Genomic DNA, 22,752 nt, shown 5'->3' on the forward strand with positions numbered 1-22,752 from the left:
TGTCATTGATAATTATCTAATTGTAACTTTAGTGATTAAGCAACTTTTATGTTTTCAATTTCTTTTATAATATCATCTATTACTTTTAACTGCTCATCAGTGTAATAATAGAACACTTGTCTTTCATCTGTTTCTGATCGAACTTTTGAGATCAACTCTTTTTTATAAATCTTTCTTATAATCACATCTATTTTACTAGTGTCCCATAACATTTCAAAATGTAAGGTATCTCTTAATTCTTTTCCACTAATTTTATTAGCTTCATAAACTTTAAACAACACTACAAATTCTTCGATAGATAAACGGTGAACTGACTTCAACCAATGTTTCAACTGACTTAAAGCCCTCTCAGATGTAATATAAAATGATGCTTTACTTTCCATAAATTTGGCCTCCTCATGATTTACTTTCATTGTTAGTATTGGCTTTATATAATGAATAAGCTTTTAAAATATTATATAACACTTTCTTCATTAAATCTATTATTTTAAAAGAAACAGATAAATAAATTTTACTATTGTAAAGTTTTTATATAGCTACAATTGATTATGGTAATATTTTTCTATTGTTCATTATCTTTAATCGTTAAAAAAATACTTATGTATAATACATTTTCATATAAAAATATCTTTCCACATTTTTGAAATCATTTCACATAAGATATGAGTTCAAATTATAATAAAAAAGAGTAGAAGATAATTCAAATTGAAACTTTGAATTATTTCCTACTCCTAATATTTTTTTAATAATCACAATAGTGATTATAATTATAAAGTTATTAGTTATTTAAACTTTTTAAATATTTAATAGCTGATTATCATGGTCAAATGTTCAGTTCTCATAAATGCTATCTCCTAATAAATCAGCCACCAATATAGTTCATATTGATTTTTTTACGTTTTCTATTGGCTACTGTTTGCGCTGTACGTTCATCTGAATATCTATCATCACGAATATTCCATAAAGCTTTAAACTGTTCAAACAGTGCCTCATCTGACACACCAGATCGCATAAATGATTTCACATTAAACCCGTCCACGGTACTAAATAGACAACCATAAAACTTACCATCTGATGATAATCTCGCACGTGTACATGTAGAACAGAATGATTCAGACACACTTGTAATCAGACCAAATTTAGCACCATTATCTTTATGTCGATAATATTTTGCAACTTCACCAAAATACTTGGGTTCCACAGGTTCAATATCAAATGATGACTCTACCATTTTTAACATTTCATCTTTTGTTACAACCTTACTGAAATCCCAACCATTATCATTACCGACGTCCATAAATTCAATAAAACGTATTTCAATATCTTTATCTTTAAAATATTGAATCATAGGTAAAATTTGATCATCATTCACACCTTTTTGAACAACTACATTTACTTTTACATGAAAACCTATTGAGACCGCATAATCTATTTGTTGTAAAATCGTGGAAGCTTTAATATTTCGATTATTTATAGCTTGGAACACTTTGTCATCAATCGCATCTAAACTCACATTAATACGTCTTAAACCAGCATCATATAATTTTTGGCCGTGTTTTTTTAATAATAAACCATTAGTGGTTAAACCAATATCTTCTATACCATCAAGTTGGTTCAACTCATATATTAATTTATATAAATCTCTTCTTAATAAAGGCTCTCCACCTGTAATACGTATTTTTTTGACTCCTAAACGTGTATAAACTTTAGCGATACGTACCATTTCATCAAAAGTGAGTAATTCATCTTTGGGTAGGAAAACAAAGTCATCGCCAAATATTTCTTTCGGCATACAATAGTCACAACGAAAATTGCAACGATCTGTAACTGACAACCTCAAATCTCGAATTGGACGTCCAAGTTTATCAGTTATTTGTTCTACCATCTGATCAGCCTCCTATCTATTCATAATGTCGTGATGTAAATCTATTAAGTCTTGTTGATAGTTAATATTTTTGTACCAATAATCAGATGAACCAATTTCACGCACATCTAACCAATCACTTTTGACTTTTGAATAGACATTCTTAAGGCTGTAATCGCCTGATTCCAATGCTGATTCTATAAAAGATAGAGTATGCGGGCTGTAAAAAGCCATCGTTGGAATGGGCATTCCATCTTCTTGGAAACCGGCGATATCTAGTTGATCTTCTATTAAATGTTCCACCATAAATTGATACAATTTACTTATTGCTTTTTGTGTAATCATAGGTGTATCTACAGATATGACAAAGAAAAGTGTTTCGTCTGAATGTTGTCTCATTACTGAGTAAATACCAACCAGTGGACCTTTACCTTTGTTTTTAGCATGATCGATAACAATCTTATCATGATCAAATTCATGTGCTAACGTTTCATTAGTACTAATAATTATTTCATTAAACATATTAGTAGCTTCTAAAACTTCAATGATACGTTTGTAAAACATTTGATAGTTAATCTCTGCAAACGCTTTTGGTTTACCAAATCTTTCTGATTGTCCTCCAGCTAGTATAATTGCTTTCATATGTCTATTACCCTCCACTAACTGGTGGTATCAACGCTACAGTATCATTAGACGTTACGATATCATCACCTTTGACAAATTCTTCATTAACTGCAATTTGAAACTTTTTGTTATTAATATTAGGGTAACGCTCAAACAAATCTGTTACAAATTCATCAACGGTAATATCATAACTTAAGTCAATATCTTCTGAACTTTTACCCAAAACTTCTTTGATTTCCGCAAAGTATAATACTTTCATAACTATTCTCCTCCAACTGCATCCTCATGGCTACCATGTTGGTGACCTTGCCATTCAGCACCATCTTCCCAAATTTCTTTTTTCCAAATGGGTACTACCTCTTTAATACGTTCAATTGCATATTCATTAGCACGATAAGCATCTTTTCTATGTGGCGAAGAAACACTTATCAATACTGCAATATCTGATATCGCTAGTGGCCCAATTCTATGAACAATAGCCGTTTTTGTCCCCGGCCACTTTTGTGAAATCTCATCACCTATTTGTGCCAACTTTTTTTCTGCCATAGGTATATAAGCTTCATACTCCAAATATTCTGTTTTGACTCCCTGTGTCCACTCACGTACATGACCTGTGAAAATAACAACGGCACCTTGATGTTCATTGAGAACATACTGACGATATTGTTCTGTTGCTATTGGCTCGTTTATAACCTCAAATTGTTTCATTCAATCCATTCCTTTTTCATTAACGAAAGATAATAACCATTGTTCAAATTTTTGAAGTGCTAATGGTTGCTCAATATTAATATCGTACTGAATATTTGATAATTTATTTAGCTGTTGGTAATCAGCATTATCACGATATATCAGCACTTTATCATAATTTGCTTCTTTGAATCCTTCTACTAAAATGATGTCACTGTCTATTGTAACAGATTTATCAATGATTTCATCCAGTCTTTGATTTTCAATTCGTGTAACTGTTTGTTGTAGATGGTGCCCTTGAACGATACTTTGATCCGCACCAGCATTAAAATGTTTCATGTGATCAACAGTATCCGTTTGAAGTTCAATATCTGATAGGTTTAAGTCATGTTGACCATGATGTTTAATCGTTGCTACGCAAAAACCATGCAATTTTAAAAATTTCACTGCATGTGTCATCAATGTTGTTTTCCCTGAATTTTTATAACCTATAATTTGTAATATCATAGCGTAGTGTCCACTTCATATGTTTGCGATTCAGTTAAAATGACATCAACTGTGTGACCTTTTTGATATCCTCTTGTACCACTTGGTAACACAATCATTGCATTGCTATGTGCAATAGCTACTACTGCACCAGACTTATTAAATCCTGATGGTACCACTGTCATCTCTTTACCATTAAAAGTCACTGTTGCTCGAATAAATCTTGTAAACGGATTTGGCTTTTTAAAGTCTTCCATAAGTGTAGCTTGTACAATTTGTGGATATATAGCTTTGGCGCCCATCATGTGCTGTATTGCAGGTTTGACATAGAGTTCAAATCCAGTGAAACAAGCAGATGGATTACCTGATAATCCAAATAAATATTTATTATTAGCAACAGCTACTGTAGTTACACTACCGGGACGCATGGCAATTTTGTTAAACAGGACTTGCGCATTGACCGCTTCATAAATTTGAGGCAAATAATCGAAATCTCCTACAGATACACCGCCAGTAGTGATTATAATATCATGCTCAGCCATAGCTTCACGCATCACTTGAATACTACTATTCAAATCATCTTGTTGAATTTTATAAGCATTGACTTCTAAGTGATGCTTTTTAGCTAAAGCAGTTATCATAGGGCCATTTGAATTACGAATTTTTCCTGGTTCTAAATCATCTCCAACATCCAATAATTCACTTCCTGTAGCGATAACAGCCACGCTAGGTTTTTCAAAAACCGGAACTTCTGTATAGCCATATGTTGCTAAAACAGCTATAGACCCTGGATTAACACATTGACCTTTTTCTAATAAAATATCTCCAACCTTTGTCTCTTCACCTTTTAACGAAATATTCTCATTTTCGCTAAATGTTTTTCTTATTGTAAAATCTTGTTCTCCTTCGACAGTTTGTTCAAGCATAACGATGGCATCAGCACCTTCAGGTATTTGTGCACCTGTCATAATTCTCACGGCTTCAAATGCTCCAACTGTTTTAGTTGAAACTGACCCCGCTCCAATGTGGTCAATAACTTTAAATTTAATGCGATTGTCACCGCTTGCACCTTTTGTATCAATACTTCTTAACGCAAAACCATCATATGGTGATTTATCAAACCTTGGTATTTCATGGGTCGCTATAATATCTTCAGCTAAAATGTAATTTAAGCTTTCTGCTAAAGGTAAAGTGATTTTATCCATAAAAATTTCTTGGTTTATCACACGTTGAATTGCTTCACTCACTGGAATTGGGTTTCTTTTCTCTACAGACATCGCAAATCTACTCCTTATAATTAATAATTTCATGATATACTAGAACACGATTAGGAGGGATACTTTGACTGAATTTACGCATATTAACAAACAAGGGAATGCGAAAATGGTAGACGTCTCTGATAAAAACATAACAAAACGTTCAGCTACTGCGCATTCAAGTATAACGGTAAATCCAGCGATTTATGAACAAATCGTTGATCACACTAACCAAAAAGGAAATGTGCTTAATACTGCTCAAATTGCTGGTATTATGGCAGCAAAAAATACAGCTGATATTATACCGATGTGTCACCCGTTACCTTTAACTGGTATAGATATCACATTTGATTGGCAAAAAAAAGCACAATCATTCATTTTAAATATACAGGCAACCGTCTCTACAACTGGAAAAACTGGTGTGGAAATGGAAGCACTTACTGCCGCTTCAGCTGTAGCACTTACAGTTTATGATATGACAAAAGCTTTAGATAAAGGCATGGTCATTGGCGAAACTTACCTACTCTCAAAAACAGGTGGCAAATCTGGTGATTACAAAAGATAATTGTCTTAAATATTAATATGTAAGAGATAGAGTCCGACGAACATATAAACGTTGGGCTCTAATTATTTTGTAATCTCTTGAACTAAATGATTCAGTTCTGGTTTAATGAGCTTATTCAATGCTAATTTCACTGCGCCCGTAGAGCCAGGTATACTAAAAATCAATTTATCATTTACGGTACCTGCAATAGCTCGAGATAATAACGCACGTGTTCCAACATCTTCTGCATAACTTAAATATCTAAATAATTCTCCAAACCCTTCGATTTCTTTAGTAATCAAACTGGATACAGCCTCTATCGTTACATCTCTTTGTGCTATACCAGTTCCACCTGTAGTGATAATCACATCAATATCTTCTGCTAACCATTGCTTAATTTGCTGAGTAATTGCTGTTTGCTCATCTTTAACAATCTTATAATGCGATTCAGAAATCGTAACATTTAATGTAGAGATTAGCTCTTTAACTAATTTACCACCTTTATCTGTTGCATAATCTCTTGTATCAGAAACTGTTAATACTGCACATTTAATATTTCTATCAAGTTTAACATTTGTATGCATATTGAACCTCCTTAGCCAAATAATTGGTTGATTAACGTCATCGCTTGTTGTGGGTTAGTCATACCATGAATCAATAACCTTCCGCCTTTAAAGCTAACTATTCTATGTGCTTTATATTCAAAATGTAACATGTAAGGGTTGCGTTGATATGGAATCTCTTGTCGTTGCAAAAATGTTTCCAACATTTCCTGGGAAATTTCAGGGTTTTCATATTGAACAGTATCCCTTCCACATAAAGTTGCAAATTGCCTTTGTGTTGTATTGAGATACGGATATGTTGGTTGTGTGCCACAAGTTTTACAAGCGCTATCTTGCAATTTTTTAAATCCAAATGTAAAATGTGTGCCTTCCCAGATATCACCGTAAGTAACTTTAGGTGCAATTGTTGCGCCTGTTAATATTTTCAATGCATCTTTTAATTGTAAACTAGTCGTCATAGTGACTGCTGGCTGAATGACACCTACTGTATCACAAGTCATATTAATTGCAGGTAGCTGTGGAATCAAACAGTTAAAACAAGGTGTTTGTTCAGGTATAAACGTCGCTTCCACATAAGTACTTTGTACCACACCACCATAAATCCAAGGTATAGCAGCTTTATAGGCAAAATCATTTATCAATTGTCTCGTTTCAAAATTATCTGTTGCATCTAAAATAAGTTGTACATCTTGCGCGTATGTTTCTAAAAATAACCGATCGACATGTGCAATGTGTAAATGCAATCTCAAATTTTGACGTATAGCCATTAAATTACGTTCTGCTGCAACTACTTTTGGTAATTTATCTGCTGCATCCATTTCTGTAAACATCGTTTGGCGTTGTAAATTACTATATTCAATATAATCTCTATCTACAATTGTTAGTTCACCTACACCAGCTCTTACTAATCCTTCTGCTAGGTGCGTCCCTAAAGCTCCCATACCTATAATTAACACATGTGCATTCATAATTTTCTCTTGCCCAGATGTTCCTATATGTTTAAATAACATTTGTCTAGAATAACGTTCTACACTCACTATGAAACCCCTCACTTTGCGTCATTATTTTCATTATAAATCTTGAAGGTCTATGTAACAACGGTTTAAATTCATTATGCAAAAATCCTATATGCCACTTTTATTCATATTACCAATGCAAAACTTAACAAAATAAAAGAGTAAGAACGAAATCAAATTTAGATAGTGATTTCATATTCCTACTCTTTATCGCAAAACAGTTTCAAAAGATATAATGATACATTTATGGTGATTACTGATACTTTGATTTTTGACATTAAAGTCACTAATCATTATTTAAATTTGAATTTTTAATCCATCAAATGCAATGGTTGATTTTAAGCCATCTTCTTCTAATTGCTCTTCTAATTGTTTAATTTGTGCCTTCGTTAAACTTTCAGTAGCTTCAATATGAGTAAAATATGTATGCTTAGCATTAATAGCTTTAGCAATAGTCACACATTCATCAAATGTAGCCTCTCCTAAAGCATTTAACATACCTTCTGGATGAATACGTTCATTAGTTATAGGATTAACTTCATTGCTACCAAAAGGTAAAATAGCAACATCAACATTTTTCAATTTCTCCGTTGGTCGAAAGCCCTTAATTTCATCTGGAATAATAAGTATACGTTTGGTATTTGTAGTTAAGTAAAAACCAAACGCGAATTGTTCTGCTAATTGAATCCATTCTACCTTTGTGTCATCAAAATTAATTTCTGCATCATTGTCAACAATTACTAGGTTAATTACGCCTAATGATTCTAAATATTGAACATATTCCCAACGCGCAAAATATGCTTTAAAATCTTCCACTTCTTGAGTTGTAATATAAACCGTTGACGTTTTGGACTTAGGTACTTTGTGAATAAAATCAAAATTGAGTGTTTCCCATATTCTAATCCCCATCGTGTGATCTGGATGCCAATGAGAGTAAATGCCATATTTTATATCATAAATTTTTGATTGTCTTAGTTGTTGAAATATATCTTCTGAAGTGTCGATTAGTAATTGTAAATCATGAATGAAGATACCAGGCCCTGTTCGTTTTTGTGCATCTTTATGCTGTGAAACTGATTGATAAAGTGTTGGTATACCCCCCAGAAGTTCCTAAACATTCGATAATCATTGCATCAACCCCTACTTATTTATAAATGTGATTACATTTATTACTCAACCTCTCATAAATTATAGTTGCATATCACCTATCACCCTATATTAATAATTTCGTGTGCCAGTATTTCAGCTTCATATTGCGAATGTGTAACAAAGATAATAGGTATATTCCATAATTTAAAAATTCGTTTTACTAACAAAATACTTTCTTCTTTCGTTACATCATCTAAACTAGAAAACGGCTCATCTAGTAACATCAAGTCTGGTTTAGTACTTAAAGTTCTAGCTAATGCAACACGTTGGGATTCACCACCAGATAAGCGAATTGGAAATTTATCTTTTAAATGAACAATATTTAGTTGATTCATTAAATTATCTATGTGCTGAGAGTTCTGTGTCATAAAAGTGATATTTTGAAACACAGTCATATTTGGAAATAATTGGTAATCTTGAAATAAATAACCGATATTGCGTTTTTGAATCTTCACATCAACATTTGAAGTAGTGTCTGTCAATATATGGTCGTTAATCTTTATAAACGCTTGGTCTGGTTGTTGTAAACCAGCAAGCATATTTAAAATTGTTGTTTTACCTATGCCTGAAGGTCCTTTAATGGCATAGATTTTAGGTGTAGTATCATCTATTTCTACATGTAATTGCGTACTATTTAAAAGATGATTCAAAGATATATTTAGCATTAACGAACCTCCCGATAACCATCTTTATTCAATAGATTGATTGTACCAATTACAGTAACCGCAAATGCAACCAATACAATCACCCATAACCATGCTTGATTTTCTTTCCCTTGCTCTACTAAAAAGTATATTTCTAAAGGTAAAGTGTTGGTTTTGTTAGGAATATAACCTGCTACCATTAACGTAGCACCAAATTCTCCAATTGCCCGTGCAAAACTCATCATTACACCAGCAAGTATTGAACGCTTAGATAACGGTAAAACCAATTTAAAAAATATTTTACTTTCACTTGCGCCCATTGTTCTTGCTGTATTCAACATCTTGGGATCTATGTTACGAAAACCTTGTACAGTATGCTGATACATTAACGGAAAGCTTACAATGATAGATGCAAATATGGCACCAGTTAAAGTAAATACAACTGGCAAATGTAAAAAATCGCTAAAAAAACTACCAACCACACTACGAGGTGAAAATATAATCAGTAAAATAAAACCCATCACTGTTGGAGGTAACACGATTGGTAAAACAATGAAACTTTCTAAAAGTCTTGTTATAAAGCCACGACGCTTATACAACCATCTTGATATAAAAACACCTAATATCGTAACGATAATCGTGCTGATAACCGCGACCCTCAATGATATCCAAAATGGCGTGACATCTGGCATTTCTGCTACCTCCTATACTTTGAATTTATATTTTTTTAAAATTTCTTTTGCTTCATCTGTTTTTAAAAATTCAACCCATGCTGTTGCTAACTTTTTATCTGAAATCGTCGCTGACTTATATGTGATAGGCTGTTTTAACTCAGCTGTTTGAATTTCTTTCACATTACTATCACCATTTTTTTGACTTTGATATAAATCTGTTTTATAAACATAACCTAATTGGGCATTGCCCTTTTCAACATAATTTAATACTTGTCGCACGTCCTTTGCAAAAACTAAATGAGATTTAACATCCTCATACAATTGATGATCTTTTAAGTATTGCTCAGCATATTTACCTGCAGGCACGGATTTAGCCTCGCCTATTGCCAACTTTTCACCTTGCTTTAAATCAGACACATTCTTATATGTACTATTAGATTCACCTATAAGCACTAAATCATTTTGTGCGTATTCATATTTGTTTTGAGCTTGTTTACCTAATGCATCAATATCTTTTGTATTTGCAGACATAAATACATCTACAGGTGCCCCTTTCTCTATTTGTTGTCTCAAGGCTCCTGATCCGCCATAATTAAATGTGATTTTAGCATTTTTATGTTTTTTATTAAATGCTTGTTCTAAATCTTTAGTGACATCTGTTAAACTTGCTGCAGCTGAAATATGTATTTCTTTCTTATTATCAACCTTATTGTTAGCATCTTTTTCACTATGATTATTTTCGCTATTAGAGCACCCAGTTATTAACATACAAATCATAATAGTAGCAATAATTAAAAAATGCCAAGTTCTTTTCATTTAATTGCCTCCTTTTTCATATAATTATATGCCTCTTTATTTCAAAAAAAAAGAGCGTATACTAAAGTAAAAATGACTTTGTATAGCTCAATTTTCAAAATATTTATTATAGCGATGTAATAAACGTTTTAAATGCGTTTTGACCTTGTGGTGTGTTTTTGAATACACCTGCATCCTCTAGTACGCGTTTAAATTTAAAACCAAGTTCTTTTTCAATAATTTCCTCTACGTTCTTTTCATTAATATCATATCGTTGTGTCATGTCTTCTGCCCATGGTTGATGTATACCTAACGTTTGTTGTTGATCACCTAATAAAAATGCCTTAACCTGTTGTAATTCTTGTTTTAATCTACCAGGCAAAATTGCAGTACCCATGACTTCTATTAATCCAATGTTTTCTTTCTTAATATGTTGGACGTCTTTATGAGGGTGAAAGACACCATCTGGATATTGTTCCGATGTTTGATTATCTCTTAAAACAATATCAAGTTCATATTGTTGTTCCCTATAACGTGCAATAGGCGTTACAGTATGATGACGCTCGCCATTTTTACTGTATGCGCTTATATCTACAGTTTCATCTGAATAATTATTCCATGCTTTTCTAATAAATTCTGCCGCCGCCACTAAGTCGTTTTTATCTTCACTTTTCAAACGAATGACGCTCATTGGCCAATACAAAGTCGAAGCTGCTACTGTTGGAAATTGTTTTAAACTAAAGCTGTGCAGTTCCTTAGCGTTGTCCATCGGAAATGTGTGTCTACCCGATTGATAATGATTGTGCGTCAAAATCGAACCGCCAACGAGCGGAATATCTGCATTCGAACCAATAAAATAATGTGGAAATTTATCTACAAAATCCAACAGTTGTACAAATGTTTGCTTATCTATATTCATAGGAACATGTGATTGAGATAAAACGATGCTATGCTCTTTAAAATAGGCATATGGAGAATATTGAAATCCCCATTGTTCTTGTCCTAAGTCCAATCTGATGATACGATGATTTGTTCTCGCTGCTTGTATTACAGAGCCTTTAAACCCTTCATTTTCCATGCATAGTGCACATTTAGGATAATCTGTTGCAGGCGCTTCTTTCGCTTTGGCAATTTGTTTAGCATCTTTTTCTGGCTTGGATAGATTGATTGTTATTTCCATATCACCATACTCACTTGCTGTGTTGAAATTTATATTATGCGCAATTGCATCTTCTTTCACATAATGATTGCGTTTGGTTATGTTATAAAAATAGTCTGTCGCTTTCTTCGGACTCTGTTGATATAATTCATAAAACTTTTGATTCAGTACAGATGGACGAGGTGTGATTAAATCTAATATTTGTGCTTCAATGATTTCTTTGCTATATAATGCGTCATCTATACATTTGGAACTGATTGCTTCTTGAATCCAGTGTTGTGTTATCTCAAGTGCAGTTGTCTCTGAATTAAATTTGGAAGTGGTTGTATCATCTATGCCTGAAGCATTTAAAATACTCAGCAACCTATTTTGAATATAAATGGCGTCTTCCGCTTCATAATCCCCATGTGCAATAGCGTGAGATACAAATAATTGGACAGCGTATTTATTCAATAACATGCATTATACCTCCTGATATCCGTTAGGGTGCTTTTCATGCCATTGCCAAGCAGAACTAATAATATCATGTATATCATCATGTTTAGGTTTCCATCCTAATACTTGCTGTGCTTTATTACTTGATGCAATTAATTTGCTAGGGTCTCCGGCTCTTCTTTCACCGACAACTGCATTTATTGTTTTACCTGTAACTTTTCTTGCTGCTTCTAAAATTTCAAACACAGAATATCCTTGGCTACTACCTAAGTTAAATGCACCTGATTCTCCTCCATTTTTCAAATGTTGAAACGCTAAGATATGCGCATCAATTAAATCAACGACATGTAAATAATCTCGTATGCAAGAGCCATCTTCCGTATCATAATCATCGCCAAAAACAGTTAGTTCATCTCTTTGTCCTAAAGCTACTTGTAATACAATCGGAATTAAATGCGTCTCAGGTCTATGGTCTTCACCAATTGTGCCATCCTCTTTTGCTCCTGCAACATTAAAGTAGCGTAGTGCAGCATAATTCACACCATAAGCTTCATGACTCCAATGCATCATTTTTTCCATCATTAATTTACTTTCACCATAAGGACTTGTTGGCGTTTTAGAATCATCCTCTGTAATTGGTACAGAATCTGGTTCACCATATACAGCTGCAGTTGATGAGAAAACAATATGCGCTACCTCATGATCATACATAACTTCTAACAATACCTGTAAACCATTAACATTATTATTAAAATAGCTTAGTGGTTTCTCAACAGATTCACCAACTAATGAATATGCACAAAAATGAAATACACCTTCAATATTTTCGTTATTAAATACGTTTTCTAAAAATGCCTTATCACGAATATCACCTTCGTAAAACTTTGCTTTATCGTGTATTGCTGCTTTATGTCCAGTGCCTAAATTATCTACAACAACAACATCATAACCTCTATGAATTAATTGATCTACTGCATGACTTCCAATATAACCTGCGCCACCTAATACTAGTACACCCATGAAAAAACCCTTCCTTTTTTAATTTGATTTTAAATTGTTTTTACGCCATCACTAATGCCGACATGATAAAACGATGGTTCATAACCAATTTTTTCTATATATTTTTTTGTAACTTTATCTTCTAATGCTTGGATTTGATTTTTGTGCACTAACGCAATTGCACAACCTGCAAAACCTGCGCCTGTCATTCTTGCACCGAGCACACCTTCTACTTGTTGAGCTGTTTCTGCCAACGTATCAAGTTCAATACCTGTTACTTCATAGTCATCTTTTAAAGATGCATGTGAATCATTTAATAATTGCCCAAATTTCTCAAAATTATTATCGGATAATGCTTGATAAGCAAGTTTCGTACGTTCATTTTCTGAAACGGCATGTTTTGCTCTTCTACGTTTTACGTCATCTTCAATAAGCATTTGATGTGCTTTAAATTGGTCCATCGTTAATTCACCTAAAGATTCAATATTTAACTTTTGTTGTAATGATGACAGCGCAGATTCACATTCACTTCTGCGTTCATTATATTTACTTTCAGTTAATGAGCGACGTTTATTGGTATTCATAATCGATATGACATAGTCTCCAAATTTTGCCGGTACAAATTCATATTTTAACGTTGCAGTATCTAGTAATACGGCGTGTTCTGCTTTCCCCATACCTATTATAAATTGATCCATAATTCCTGAATTGACACCCATAAATTGATTTTCAGTACGTTGACCTATCTTAATGAGTTCTAATCTCTCTAAATTCAAGTTAAATAACTGTTTTATCAGCCAACCGGTTAATAATTCTATTGATGCTGAAGATGAAAGACTAGCGCCATTTGGAATATTACCTTCTATCAAAATATCAAAGCCTTGTTTAATTTCTGAAAAAGCTTCTACTAAATATTTAATAACACCTTTAGGATAATTCGCCCAATCATGTTCCTTTTCAAAATCTAAATGGTCTAAATCGAAGGTGATCATACCGACCGTTTCAAAATTATTAGAATATAGGCGAACCAAATTATCTTCTCGTTTAACCGCTAAACCATACGTGCCTAATTCAATTGCAGCTGGAAAAACATAACCTCCATTATAATCAGTATGTTCTCCAATTAAGTTAATTCTTCCTGGTGCAAATGCACTCACTTCAGGCTGTTTGTCAAATATTCTTTCAAATTTCTCGCGCATAGCTTCTAACATAATATTCCGCTCCTTTAAAAAACGATATAAACCAAAATCGAACTCCTTAGTAAACTTAAATAAAGTTTACTTGTTTACTAAATGTTTTGTCAATATACATTACTTGTTAACTTTAAAAGTCATTCTTTCTTTTAATTGTGCTTCTGCTATAACATGTATGGCAATTTGTCTTGTTTTATTTATTCTCTCTTCAGCCATTCTTACTGCTATTTTTCCATAATCTTCTATTGGTATATGTACACTACTGATAGAAGGAACTGCATACTGAATGACTTCTAAATCATTAAAACTTATCAATTTAATATCATCAGGTAAAGTGTATTTTTTTAGTTGTAATTGTTGCAATATACCTATAGCAATCATATCGTTACCTGCGATAAAAACTTGAGGTAAATGATGGTTTTGTAATAATTCGTTTACTGCATTTATACCATCTTCTTTATTCCAACCATTCATTAATAATCTACCTTTTCTTTGATGCTTGTCACACCAGTCAGTAAATGCGCTATATCGCTTATCTTGAATATTTGGACTATTCAATGTTGGCATACCAGTAAGATTTTTTATTGTATGCGTACCACCAACATAAACAATATCGTTTAAACCTGAACGATCTATATCGTTTAATAATTGAATCATAGCGTCATATAAATCTGAATAAACAGCATCAACAGATTTAGGTGTGTTAGCGTTATTGATAACCACAATATTCTGATTGTAACTCTGTAATTCTAAAATAGCTTCTGAAGCAAAATTCCCCACAACAATAATTGCACCAGCCTTTGTTATTTTAGTGAAATCAATAGGATCATGTTCACTATCAATACGAAGCGTTCTTTTTAATGATAGATTTAAACGTTTCACCTCCGCTTCAATGGCAAGTCTAATCTCACGATAATACGGATCAGACATTTCTTTGGCTCGTGATGCATAAGTAATAATTTGTATACTTTTATTTTTTCTTTCAGACTTTTTATATTGAAAATTATCTGCTATATCATATATTCTTTTTCTCGTTTCTTTAGCGACAGATAAGGTAGGGTCGTTATTTAACACACGAGAAACCGTACCTGGACTGACCTTTGCTTCTTTCGCAATATCTCTTATACTAGCCATTCATCGAGTCACCTCTCAACTTCGTGTTTACTATAAGTTTACTTCTAAGCATGATATATATCAAACATATATTATAGTTATAAGTATGTTTATGAATACAGTTTATTTTTTTTGCAACAAAAAATACGCTAAAATAGTTAGTGAATAGGAACTGGGGGATAAATACTATGAATGAAGATGTTTTGACAAATCAACATATTGTTAGATATGAAAACGGCAAACTTATTGAAACAACAGATCACTACGTCACAGAATTCCCACTGACAATCATGGTCAATGGAGAAGAATTTGCTACAGTCATTTGCAGTCCAAATCATATGAAAGAATTAGTCTTAGGTTTTTTAGCTTCAGAAGGTGCTATTTTAAAAAGTGATGATTTAAAATCTATCCAAATAGACGACAGTAAAGGTTTTGCCCATGTAGAATTAACTAAATCACTTAATGACCGTTTTGAATACTCTACTAAACGTATGATTGCATCATGTTGCGGTAAGAGTCGTGAATTTTATTTCCACAATGATGCTGCTATAGCGAAAACATCTATGTCTAAAATTAAACTTACCCCTCACCAAGTACTTAATATGATGACACGTTTACAAAGCGCAAGTAAAATTTTCAAACAAACTGGTGGCCTACATAATGCTGCCATTAGTGATGGAGAGACATTTTTTGAACACAGACAAGATATTGGTAGACATAATGCTTTAGATAAACTTTATGGTTATTGTATACAACGACATATACCTGTGCGAGATAAAGTATTAATTTTTAGTGGGCGCATATCTTCTGAGATTCTTATTAAAGCTGCGAAAATTGGCGTTGGTGTTATTTTATCTAAATCCGCACCAACTACATTAGCTGTAACGCTTGCCAATGATTTAAATATTACAGCAATTGGTTTTATTCGGGATGGTAATTTTAATGTTTATAGCCATCCAGAACGCATAACATCATAATGATTAAAAAGTATTCCTCACTATGTGAAAATATCAAATTACAGGCAAATCTTATGTGATATGTCACCTAAGGTTTGTTTTTTATCCATTGAGTTATGCAATATTATAAAACACGTATACTCATTCACTATTAAAATATTGAGTGTGAATTGGTGCAGATACATACAAAAAAGCATTAGTCAAATATGAAAGTATGAAGCTATGCCTTCAGAAATCGTGCATAAAAAATGTCGACAAAGTTGGAGACTTTGTCGACACGCTAATATCTTCACTATGTGAAAATACTTTTTATATTATAGTAAAAAACATTGGAGCTTATTCAAATATCTTCTTTTACAATATGATAGCAAAAGCTTATAAATACATAACCTTGCTTCACATACATTTCTTTAGCACTATCTTCTCCATCGGCAATCAGTATCAATGGTTTTTGCATGGCTAATTCTGCGACAAAACTTTGCATCACGCTACCAACACCTTGCCTTTGATGACATGCTAATACGCCAAAACCATCAATTTCAACAGTTGTCTCATCTATAATCAAATCTAATATACCAGCCGGAACACCTTGCTTATAAGCTATAAGACGTGTTTTAGCATCATTAATATATTGGTTTTTAATCATATTAGAACTTTCCCTGACATATTCCTCACCATATGGTGCTGCGAACTGGCTATGAACACTTATATAATCATCTATGGTATTCTCATCCACCACTTTAACTTCGATTTCAGAATCTACATATTTTTCGAAATTTTGAGGTTCAATCGCATATAACTCCATTAGACCTAATTCAAATTGTTCTTGATTAATTAATGCTATCCATTGTTGATCCAATTCTATATTTTCAGGAAAAGTAAAGGTTAAATGATTAGAGCTCTGTTGCTTATGCATATGTGTTTGTGTAGCAATATCTGCTTTCCATTGTTTAATTGAAGGCATTTGTTTGTACACCCATTTATTTGCATCAAATACTAAAGGAATTTGAGGAGTTAAATAAATTACTTTATCTTCATCTTCAGCATAAATATTCCCGGGTTGGAAAATATTGTTTAAAGTAATGTTTGCCATCATTTTCACTCCCCTTTATCGAAACTGATTCTACTTAAGTAATTGTTTAAATCGACTATGATTTAACATGATATTACCAATTAAGCTGGCAATCAGAGCTTTAATAATATCACCAGGCATAAATACAAAAGAAAGCATAATAGATTTAGAAATCGGTAAATTCGTTATAAGTCCCATTATAATCGTACCAACAATATCTAATAAAACGACCCCTATCACTACTGTCGTTATCAATAATACAATAAAGTTGATTCTTTTCAAATATAAGTCTCTTACAAGTCCAATGAGATATGTAACAACAGGATACATAAATAAAAAACCTGCTGATGGCCCTGCAAATACACCAATACCACCACGACCACCTGATAGCAACGGTAAGCCAGCAACTACTAAAAGTAATAAAATAACAATACTCAATGTTCCATATTTACGACCTAATAGAATAGCAGCTAGAAATATACCAATATTTTGTAAAACGATTGGAACAGGCATTATTGGTAACGGGATTGCAGGTACAAAACCTAAAACTGCAATAATTGCAGTCATTAAAGCAGTATAAACTAAATATTTCGTTGACATCATCAAACCTCCTTTAATGAAAAAAATTATACCACAAATGTAAACTATTAAAAACAAAAAGTTTACAATAAAACTATACCCTTTTAATAAACAAAAACATGAGCCTGGACAACTTTACTTCGTCCAAAACTCATGTTTTATTTTGATGATATCTAATTAAACCTCTAAAAAATTACTATAATCAACGCTTTATGAGTTAGATTTCAAAAATTTCTCTTTCAAATCTTTTCTCATAAATTCCAATGTATAAGGATCGTTATACCAATAAGTTTCTGCTTGTACCTCTATGACATGATCATTTTTAACTGCAGATAAATTGTTCCAAAGATCGGTTTTTTTATAACCTGGTTTTGATTTACCTTCGCTTGTAGAAACAATATAATCACCAGCATAATCCGCTATTTTTTCTTGTTTAATTTCAGCCCAGCCTTCTTTTTTAACTAATTCGTTAAGTTTATCAGGCATTTTTAATCCAAAAGCTTGGTAAATGACTTCACCACCACGACCCCAGTTAGAACCGTATGTGTAAAGTTTTTTATCGAATTCATCAAAAATTGATACTGTTGTATTTTTACCAATTTTCGCTTTGATTGCTTCACCATCTTTTTCAGTTTGTGATTTCCATTTTTCTTCCCATTTTTTTACTTTATCTTCTTTTCCAAGTAATTTACCTAATTGTCTTTGTTGGTCTAAATATTTATGCTTACCATAATCGTAAACTACTGTCGGTGCAATCTTTTTATACTTTTTAATGTTTTTATCTGTAGAGTAAGCTACGATTAAATCCGGTTTTGTTTTAGCAACTTTTTCAACATCATTTTCTCCAACTTTTTCAACATCTTTAAATTTATCTTTTAAAATATTACTGCTATCGACTTGCTCATTTACTGCTACAATATTGCCTCCTAAATATTTAATTCCACCTGCATATGTAGGTGCAACAACTGCAATACGTTCTGGATTTTTAGGTATATCAATTTTCTTTCCGCTATCTAATTTATAAGCTTTTGTATCTTCTTTTTTACTATCTGAGCCACTTTCAGATTGTTTCCCACAAGCAGCTAATATTAAAACCATTACAATAATTGGAAATATTAATTTTTTCATAAGGTCCCTCCGTTGAAAATGATTATCATTACCATTGAATTATATAATGATTATAAAATTTGTACAATAGAAAACCTAAGAAAACCTAAAATTTTTATTATTTTAAAAAATAAAAAAAGGAATGAGTTATAAAATCAACTATAATAATTGATTTTTATACTCATTCCAAAATATAAAGCTTGTTCAAAGTATTCATTTACTTTAAAAACAGGCCATGTTTTCTGTATTTATTTGAAGTGACCTAATACACTATGAGCAATATTAGTATAAGCCATGTCTTCCATAGGTGGATTATGGAGTCCAGCTCGCATATCCCTATAGTAACGTTGTAATGGACGCTCCATCTCTAAACTCTTAGCACCCACTATACGCATGGCAATGTCTATCACTTCTAAACCTTGGTTCATCACCAACACTTTACTTGCTGAAGTTTCATTCCAAATTGGTATGTCTTGTTGCTGATTATATAAAGCTGCAGTACTCCATAAAAAGTGACGAGCTGACAATAGTAAGGATTCCATTTTACCGACATTTTGCTGTACGGTCGATATATCCCCAATCACACCATCAATGCTTGCAGGGCTATAATTTTTTGCAAAATCAACAGCATAGTCTCTCGCTGCTTGTGCAATACCTAAATAAGTACTAGGAATATGTAATATCCAACCATTAGGTTTTTTACCACCAGCGCCTCTTATTTCAACAAAATTTTCTTCTGGAATGAAAACATCATTTAAAATCAAATCATGACTTTCAGTTGCACGCATACCCACCATATTCCAATTGTCTGCAATCTCAACACCAGGCGTATCTTCAGATATCAAGAAAAACCCAACAGTATCTATTTCTTCATAATAGGCACTTACAATAAAATGGCTTAACCTTCTACTCATTGAAGTAAATGTTTTGACCCCATTAATCACAAAACCTTTGTCTTTTTTTATTGCATGTGTAGCAGGTCTTGCCCCACGTGTAGGGCTGCCTGTTTCAGCTTCACTGACAGCTCTGTTAACTAATGCACCTTTTTTCACTGCTACTGCAAAGCGCTCTAGCATATCTTGTTCCCAAGCATGTTGTTCATATAATTGTCCAACAACGCTAAGGTGCCAACCAACTGAAAGTGCAGTTGCACCATCTATTGCTCCTAAATACGTCTGTAGTACAACCATATCTTCAACAGTCGCACCCTCACCACCATAAGCTTTAGGCAACGTTAATAGCGTATAGCCTTCTTTTACCAACCAATCAATATTCTCATATGGAAATCTTGAATGTTTATCATTATACTCAGCTTTTTCTTTAAATTGTTCTTTTATTGAATCAAATTTATCTATCCATTTTTTTTGTATCTCTGTATGTATTAATGCAGAATAATTCACAGTGTCCACCTCATTTTAGACTTTTATCTATTAATCTTAGTGTAACACTCGCTTATAACGAATAAAAGTCTTTAAACTATCTAAAATCTTACTTTACCGATAAGGATTAATGTGATACTTTGTATTTATTGATATTCTGGGGGTTTAAAATGATTACAGTTGAACATTTAATACATAAATATAAAGACCATACTGTTCTAAATGGCGTTAGCTTTTCACAAAATAAGGGTACTGTGACAGCTATTATAGGTCCAAGTGGATCAGGTAAAACGACACTGCTAAGAACATTGAACGCGTTAGCCATACCAAAATCAGGCACAATTCAAATTGACAACCAAAGATTTGTCGCCGATAAACATTCAAAAAAAGACATCTCACAGTTACGAAAGAAATCTGCGATGGTATTCCAAAACTATAATTTATTTAAAAACAAAACAATAATTGAAAATATTACAGTTGGTTTGATACATGGTAAAAAAATGCCCGTTAAGCAGGCAAATGAAATAGCCATCTCTTATTTAGAACGTTTTAATTTATTAAATCAAAAGGATAAATACCCTTCTCAACTATCTGGAGGTCAAAGTCAGCGTATAGGGATTATCCGTGCTTTAGCGCTTAATCCAGATGTATTGTTATTAGATGAACCTACATCTGCATTAGATCCTGAATCAATTCAAGGAGTATTGTCGCTTATCAAGTCTATTGCACAAGAGGGGATGACCATGGTTATTGTCACTCATGAAATACAATTTGCTAAAGCGATTGCTGATCAAATTTTATTTATAGATGAAGGTAAAATATTAAAACAAGGTACACCACAATCTGTTTTAGCGTCTTCAGATTCCAAAAGAATTAACCGTTTCTTAAACACCGTAGAAATGGAGCGTGACTTTTATGAAAAATAATAAGTTACGCTTTTTAATGATTACACTTTTGATTACGGTATTATTCAGCGGATGTAGTCAAGCGCAAAAATCATCAAATCAGAATAAAAAAGAAGAAATCAAAGTAGCAATATCTGCAGAAGTTAATCCACCTTATCTGTATACAAATAAACAAAATGAATTTGCTGGTTTAGATATAGACTATCTAAAACTACTAGAAAAAAAGTTACCTCAATACCAATTTAAATATGAAGTTGGTGAAGAAGAATCTAATCTTGTAGGTATTGGCGCCGGAAAGTTTGATATGGGAATTAATTGGTTTTTTAAAACACCTGAACGCGAAAAACAGTTTCTCTACCAAGACGTCCCTTATAGTTACGCCTTACCTTTGATTGTTGTTCACCAAAATAATTCTGATATACATACACTTAATGACCTACCTGAAAAAAAATTAACACCGATGGCACCGAGTGGCGGGTTATATTCTATATTATCTCAGTATAATAATACACATTCTCCAAAAATTGATATTGATACCATTCAAGAGCCTTCTAACGGGGATAATTTAAAAATGGTTAGTAATGCCAGACGTGATGCCATGATTTTAAACTGGAACACTTATAATGCAATTCAAAAACAAATCAATGCTGATGTCAAAATTGGTGGCATCATAAAAAAAGAATCATTGCATATCGTCTATAATAAAAAACATCAAAAATTACATGACGATATTGACGAAGCTACTCAAGAACTGATAGATGAAGGCAAATTACAGAAGCTTTCTGAAAAGTACTTTGATGTTAATGTATTTGATGATTTGGATGAAATAAACAAGCAAAAAGATAAATTGGAGGTGCAATCATGACAAATTCTGTTGATTGGGTCGATTTATTTAGACAAGTTTTACAGCAATTACCCATAACATTATTAATCTTTATATTGTCACTCTTTTTCGCTTTAATACTGGGATGCTTACTAGCAACAATTCGTATCAAAAAAGTGAAAATATTATCACCTATTGTCCGGATTTATCTGTCTTTTATTCGAAGTACGCCTTTAATTTTACAACTTTTTTTGGCATATTTTGCATTGCCACAATTATTATTATTCATCCAAATCGATATTAATCATTTCAGTAGACTGTTTTTTGTAATTTTAGCATTTACATTACATACAGGTGCTTACCTATCAGAGATTATACGGGCTGGATACCAATCAGTAGATTATAGTCAAATTGAAGCAGGACTTTCTGTCGGTTTATCTTATCCACGGATTTTAAAGGAAATTATTATTCCTCAAGCGTTGCGTAATAGCATCCCAAACTTGACGACACAAGTTATTGAACTGATCAAAGACACATCTTTAGCTTTTACAATTGGGATTATTGATATGATGGGCCAAGTTAAATTAATTATTGGAAATAATTATGGGCTAGGTATGTTAGAAGTTTATATCGTTATATCCATTATTTACTGGATTATCGCCCTTATCATACAAACTATATTTGCACTCATCAATAAACACGCCCAAAAACCATATCGCATCTAAGGAGG

Annotated in this window: 26 protein-coding genes; 5 read left to right on the top strand and 21 right to left on the bottom strand. The window is 32.7% G+C overall.

Annotated elements, in window-relative coordinates; all coding sequences use genetic code 11:
- Positions 1 to 35: 35 nt before the first annotated feature.
- The 7 genes from FYJ81_RS05230 to FYJ81_RS05260 all read right to left on the bottom strand — a co-directional run bounded on the left by FYJ81_RS05230 (position 36) and on the right by FYJ81_RS05260 (position 4,938).
- Entirely contained in the window at positions 36 to 383 is a 348-nt protein-coding gene (locus FYJ81_RS05230) for a transcriptional regulator, SarA/Rot family (RefSeq protein ID WP_019468084.1), read from the bottom strand.
- Between the two features lie 479 nt (positions 384 to 862).
- Positions 863 to 1,885 carry a GTP 3',8-cyclase MoaA gene (moaA, locus tag FYJ81_RS05235; RefSeq protein WP_107504800.1) on the bottom strand — a complete coding sequence of 341 codons (1,023 nt, stop codon included), beginning with the start codon at positions 1,883 to 1,885 and terminating at the stop codon, positions 863 to 865.
- A 12-nt stretch (positions 1,886 to 1,897) separates the two neighbouring features.
- The gene (mobA, locus tag FYJ81_RS05240) at positions 1,898 to 2,506 is read right to left on the bottom strand and encodes a molybdenum cofactor guanylyltransferase MobA (RefSeq protein WP_107504799.1); all 609 of its coding nucleotides are present in this window, start codon (positions 2,504 to 2,506) and stop codon (positions 1,898 to 1,900) included.
- 7 nt (positions 2,507 to 2,513) lie between these two features.
- Positions 2,514 to 2,747, bottom strand: a complete 234-nt coding sequence (gene moaD, locus FYJ81_RS05245; RefSeq protein WP_019468087.1) for a molybdopterin converting factor subunit 1 — start codon at positions 2,745 to 2,747, stop codon at positions 2,514 to 2,516.
- Between the two features lie 2 nt (positions 2,748 to 2,749).
- Complete coding sequence (locus FYJ81_RS05250) at positions 2,750 to 3,196, bottom strand: molybdenum cofactor biosynthesis protein MoaE (protein ID WP_107384120.1); 447 nt, start codon at positions 3,194 to 3,196, stop codon at positions 2,750 to 2,752.
- Positions 3,197 to 3,682, bottom strand: a complete 486-nt coding sequence (gene mobB / locus FYJ81_RS05255) for a molybdopterin-guanine dinucleotide biosynthesis protein B (protein ID WP_119535710.1) — start codon at positions 3,680 to 3,682, stop codon at positions 3,197 to 3,199. It abuts the gene before it with no gap.
- The gene (locus tag FYJ81_RS05260; protein WP_107384122.1) at positions 3,679 to 4,938 is read right to left on the bottom strand and encodes a molybdopterin molybdotransferase MoeA; all 1,260 of its coding nucleotides are present in this window, start codon (positions 4,936 to 4,938) and stop codon (positions 3,679 to 3,681) included. The genes mobB and FYJ81_RS05260 overlap by 4 nt, the downstream gene beginning before the upstream one ends.
- A 64-nt stretch (positions 4,939 to 5,002) precedes the next feature.
- On the opposite strand from FYJ81_RS05260, the gene moaC reads away from it, so the two are divergent.
- Positions 5,003 to 5,482: a cyclic pyranopterin monophosphate synthase MoaC gene (gene moaC, locus FYJ81_RS05265; protein ID WP_107384123.1), complete on the top strand. Its 480-nt coding sequence runs from the start codon at positions 5,003 to 5,005 to the stop codon at positions 5,480 to 5,482.
- 62 nt (positions 5,483 to 5,544) lie between these two features.
- On the opposite strand, the gene FYJ81_RS05270 is transcribed toward moaC, so the two are convergent.
- The 10 genes from FYJ81_RS05270 to FYJ81_RS05315 all read right to left on the bottom strand — a co-directional run bounded on the left by FYJ81_RS05270 (position 5,545) and on the right by FYJ81_RS05315 (position 15,222).
- Entirely contained in the window at positions 5,545 to 6,045 is a 501-nt protein-coding gene (locus tag FYJ81_RS05270) for a MogA/MoaB family molybdenum cofactor biosynthesis protein (RefSeq protein WP_154409415.1), read from the bottom strand.
- 11 nt (positions 6,046 to 6,056) lie between these two features.
- Positions 6,057 to 7,061 carry a ThiF family adenylyltransferase gene (locus FYJ81_RS05275; RefSeq protein ID WP_107384125.1) on the bottom strand — a complete coding sequence of 335 codons (1,005 nt, stop codon included), beginning with the start codon at positions 7,059 to 7,061 and terminating at the stop codon, positions 6,057 to 6,059.
- 276 nt (positions 7,062 to 7,337) lie between these two features.
- Positions 7,338 to 8,144: an MBL fold metallo-hydrolase gene (locus FYJ81_RS05280; protein WP_226956207.1), complete on the bottom strand. Its 807-nt coding sequence runs from the start codon at positions 8,142 to 8,144 to the stop codon at positions 7,338 to 7,340.
- A 104-nt stretch (positions 8,145 to 8,248) separates the two neighbouring features.
- Positions 8,249 to 8,854 (bottom strand): ATP-binding cassette domain-containing protein, encoded by a 606-nt coding sequence (locus FYJ81_RS05285; RefSeq protein ID WP_107384127.1) that lies wholly within the window; start codon positions 8,852 to 8,854, stop codon positions 8,249 to 8,251.
- The gene (modB, locus tag FYJ81_RS05290) at positions 8,854 to 9,525 is read right to left on the bottom strand and encodes a molybdate ABC transporter permease subunit (RefSeq protein WP_107384128.1); all 672 of its coding nucleotides are present in this window, start codon (positions 9,523 to 9,525) and stop codon (positions 8,854 to 8,856) included. The genes FYJ81_RS05285 and modB overlap by 1 nt, the downstream gene beginning before the upstream one ends.
- 12 nt (positions 9,526 to 9,537) lie before the next feature.
- The gene (gene modA, locus FYJ81_RS05295; protein ID WP_107504795.1) at positions 9,538 to 10,323 is read right to left on the bottom strand and encodes a molybdate ABC transporter substrate-binding protein; all 786 of its coding nucleotides are present in this window, start codon (positions 10,321 to 10,323) and stop codon (positions 9,538 to 9,540) included.
- Positions 10,324 to 10,429: 106 nt separating this feature from the next.
- A complete protein-coding gene (gene galT / locus FYJ81_RS05300) occupies positions 10,430 to 11,920 on the bottom strand; it encodes a UDP-glucose--hexose-1-phosphate uridylyltransferase (RefSeq protein ID WP_154409416.1) in 1,491 nt (496 codons plus the stop codon).
- A 3-nt stretch (positions 11,921 to 11,923) separates the two neighbouring features.
- The gene (gene galE / locus FYJ81_RS05305) at positions 11,924 to 12,916 is read right to left on the bottom strand and encodes a UDP-glucose 4-epimerase GalE (RefSeq protein WP_107384131.1); all 993 of its coding nucleotides are present in this window, start codon (positions 12,914 to 12,916) and stop codon (positions 11,924 to 11,926) included.
- A gap of 29 nt (positions 12,917 to 12,945) precedes the next feature.
- The gene (locus FYJ81_RS05310) at positions 12,946 to 14,106 is read right to left on the bottom strand and encodes a galactokinase (RefSeq protein ID WP_107386205.1); all 1,161 of its coding nucleotides are present in this window, start codon (positions 14,104 to 14,106) and stop codon (positions 12,946 to 12,948) included.
- A gap of 99 nt (positions 14,107 to 14,205) precedes the next feature.
- The gene (locus tag FYJ81_RS05315; protein ID WP_107384133.1) at positions 14,206 to 15,222 is read right to left on the bottom strand and encodes a LacI family DNA-binding transcriptional regulator; all 1,017 of its coding nucleotides are present in this window, start codon (positions 15,220 to 15,222) and stop codon (positions 14,206 to 14,208) included.
- A gap of 167 nt (positions 15,223 to 15,389) precedes the next feature.
- Here FYJ81_RS05315 and fdhD point away from each other — a divergent pair, with 167 nt between their 5' ends.
- Positions 15,390 to 16,178: a formate dehydrogenase accessory sulfurtransferase FdhD gene (fdhD, locus tag FYJ81_RS05320; protein WP_107384134.1), complete on the top strand. Its 789-nt coding sequence runs from the start codon at positions 15,390 to 15,392 to the stop codon at positions 16,176 to 16,178.
- A 319-nt stretch (positions 16,179 to 16,497) separates the two neighbouring features.
- Here the strand turns inward: fdhD and FYJ81_RS05325 are convergent, their stop codons facing one another.
- From FYJ81_RS05325 to FYJ81_RS05340, 4 genes are all read right to left on the bottom strand, one after another.
- On the bottom strand, positions 16,498 to 17,250 hold the full coding sequence (locus FYJ81_RS05325; protein WP_107386204.1) for a GNAT family N-acetyltransferase: 753 nt from the start codon (positions 17,248 to 17,250) through the stop codon (positions 16,498 to 16,500).
- Between the two features lie 30 nt (positions 17,251 to 17,280).
- The gene (locus FYJ81_RS05330) at positions 17,281 to 17,829 is read right to left on the bottom strand and encodes a biotin transporter BioY (protein ID WP_154409417.1); all 549 of its coding nucleotides are present in this window, start codon (positions 17,827 to 17,829) and stop codon (positions 17,281 to 17,283) included.
- A gap of 189 nt (positions 17,830 to 18,018) precedes the next feature.
- On the bottom strand, positions 18,019 to 18,936 hold the full coding sequence (locus FYJ81_RS05335) for an ABC transporter substrate-binding protein (RefSeq protein ID WP_154409418.1): 918 nt from the start codon (positions 18,934 to 18,936) through the stop codon (positions 18,019 to 18,021).
- A 227-nt stretch (positions 18,937 to 19,163) separates the two neighbouring features.
- Positions 19,164 to 20,315, bottom strand: a complete 1,152-nt coding sequence (locus FYJ81_RS05340) for an acyl-CoA dehydrogenase family protein (protein WP_107384138.1) — start codon at positions 20,313 to 20,315, stop codon at positions 19,164 to 19,166.
- A gap of 149 nt (positions 20,316 to 20,464) precedes the next feature.
- On the opposite strand from FYJ81_RS05340, the gene FYJ81_RS05345 reads away from it, so the two are divergent.
- The 3 genes from FYJ81_RS05345 to FYJ81_RS05355 are packed head-to-tail and all read left to right on the top strand — an operon-like array spanning position 20,465 to position 22,747.
- On the top strand, positions 20,465 to 21,220 hold the full coding sequence (locus FYJ81_RS05345; protein ID WP_154409419.1) for an amino acid ABC transporter ATP-binding protein: 756 nt from the start codon (positions 20,465 to 20,467) through the stop codon (positions 21,218 to 21,220).
- Positions 21,210 to 22,064, top strand: coding sequence for an amino acid ABC transporter substrate-binding protein (locus FYJ81_RS05350; protein ID WP_107384140.1), 855 nt, complete (start codon positions 21,210 to 21,212; stop codon positions 22,062 to 22,064). The genes FYJ81_RS05345 and FYJ81_RS05350 overlap by 11 nt, the downstream gene beginning before the upstream one ends.
- Positions 22,061 to 22,747 (top strand): amino acid ABC transporter permease, encoded by a 687-nt coding sequence (locus tag FYJ81_RS05355; RefSeq protein WP_107384141.1) that lies wholly within the window; start codon positions 22,061 to 22,063, stop codon positions 22,745 to 22,747. Before FYJ81_RS05350 ends, FYJ81_RS05355 begins: the two co-directional genes overlap by 4 nt.
- The last annotated feature ends 5 nt before the right edge of the window (positions 22,748 to 22,752 follow it).

It is taken from the genome of Staphylococcus sp. McC-251-APC-3A2 (assembly GCF_009695665.1).
GTDB classification, from domain to species: domain Bacteria; phylum Bacillota; class Bacilli; order Staphylococcales; family Staphylococcaceae; genus Staphylococcus; species Staphylococcus cohnii.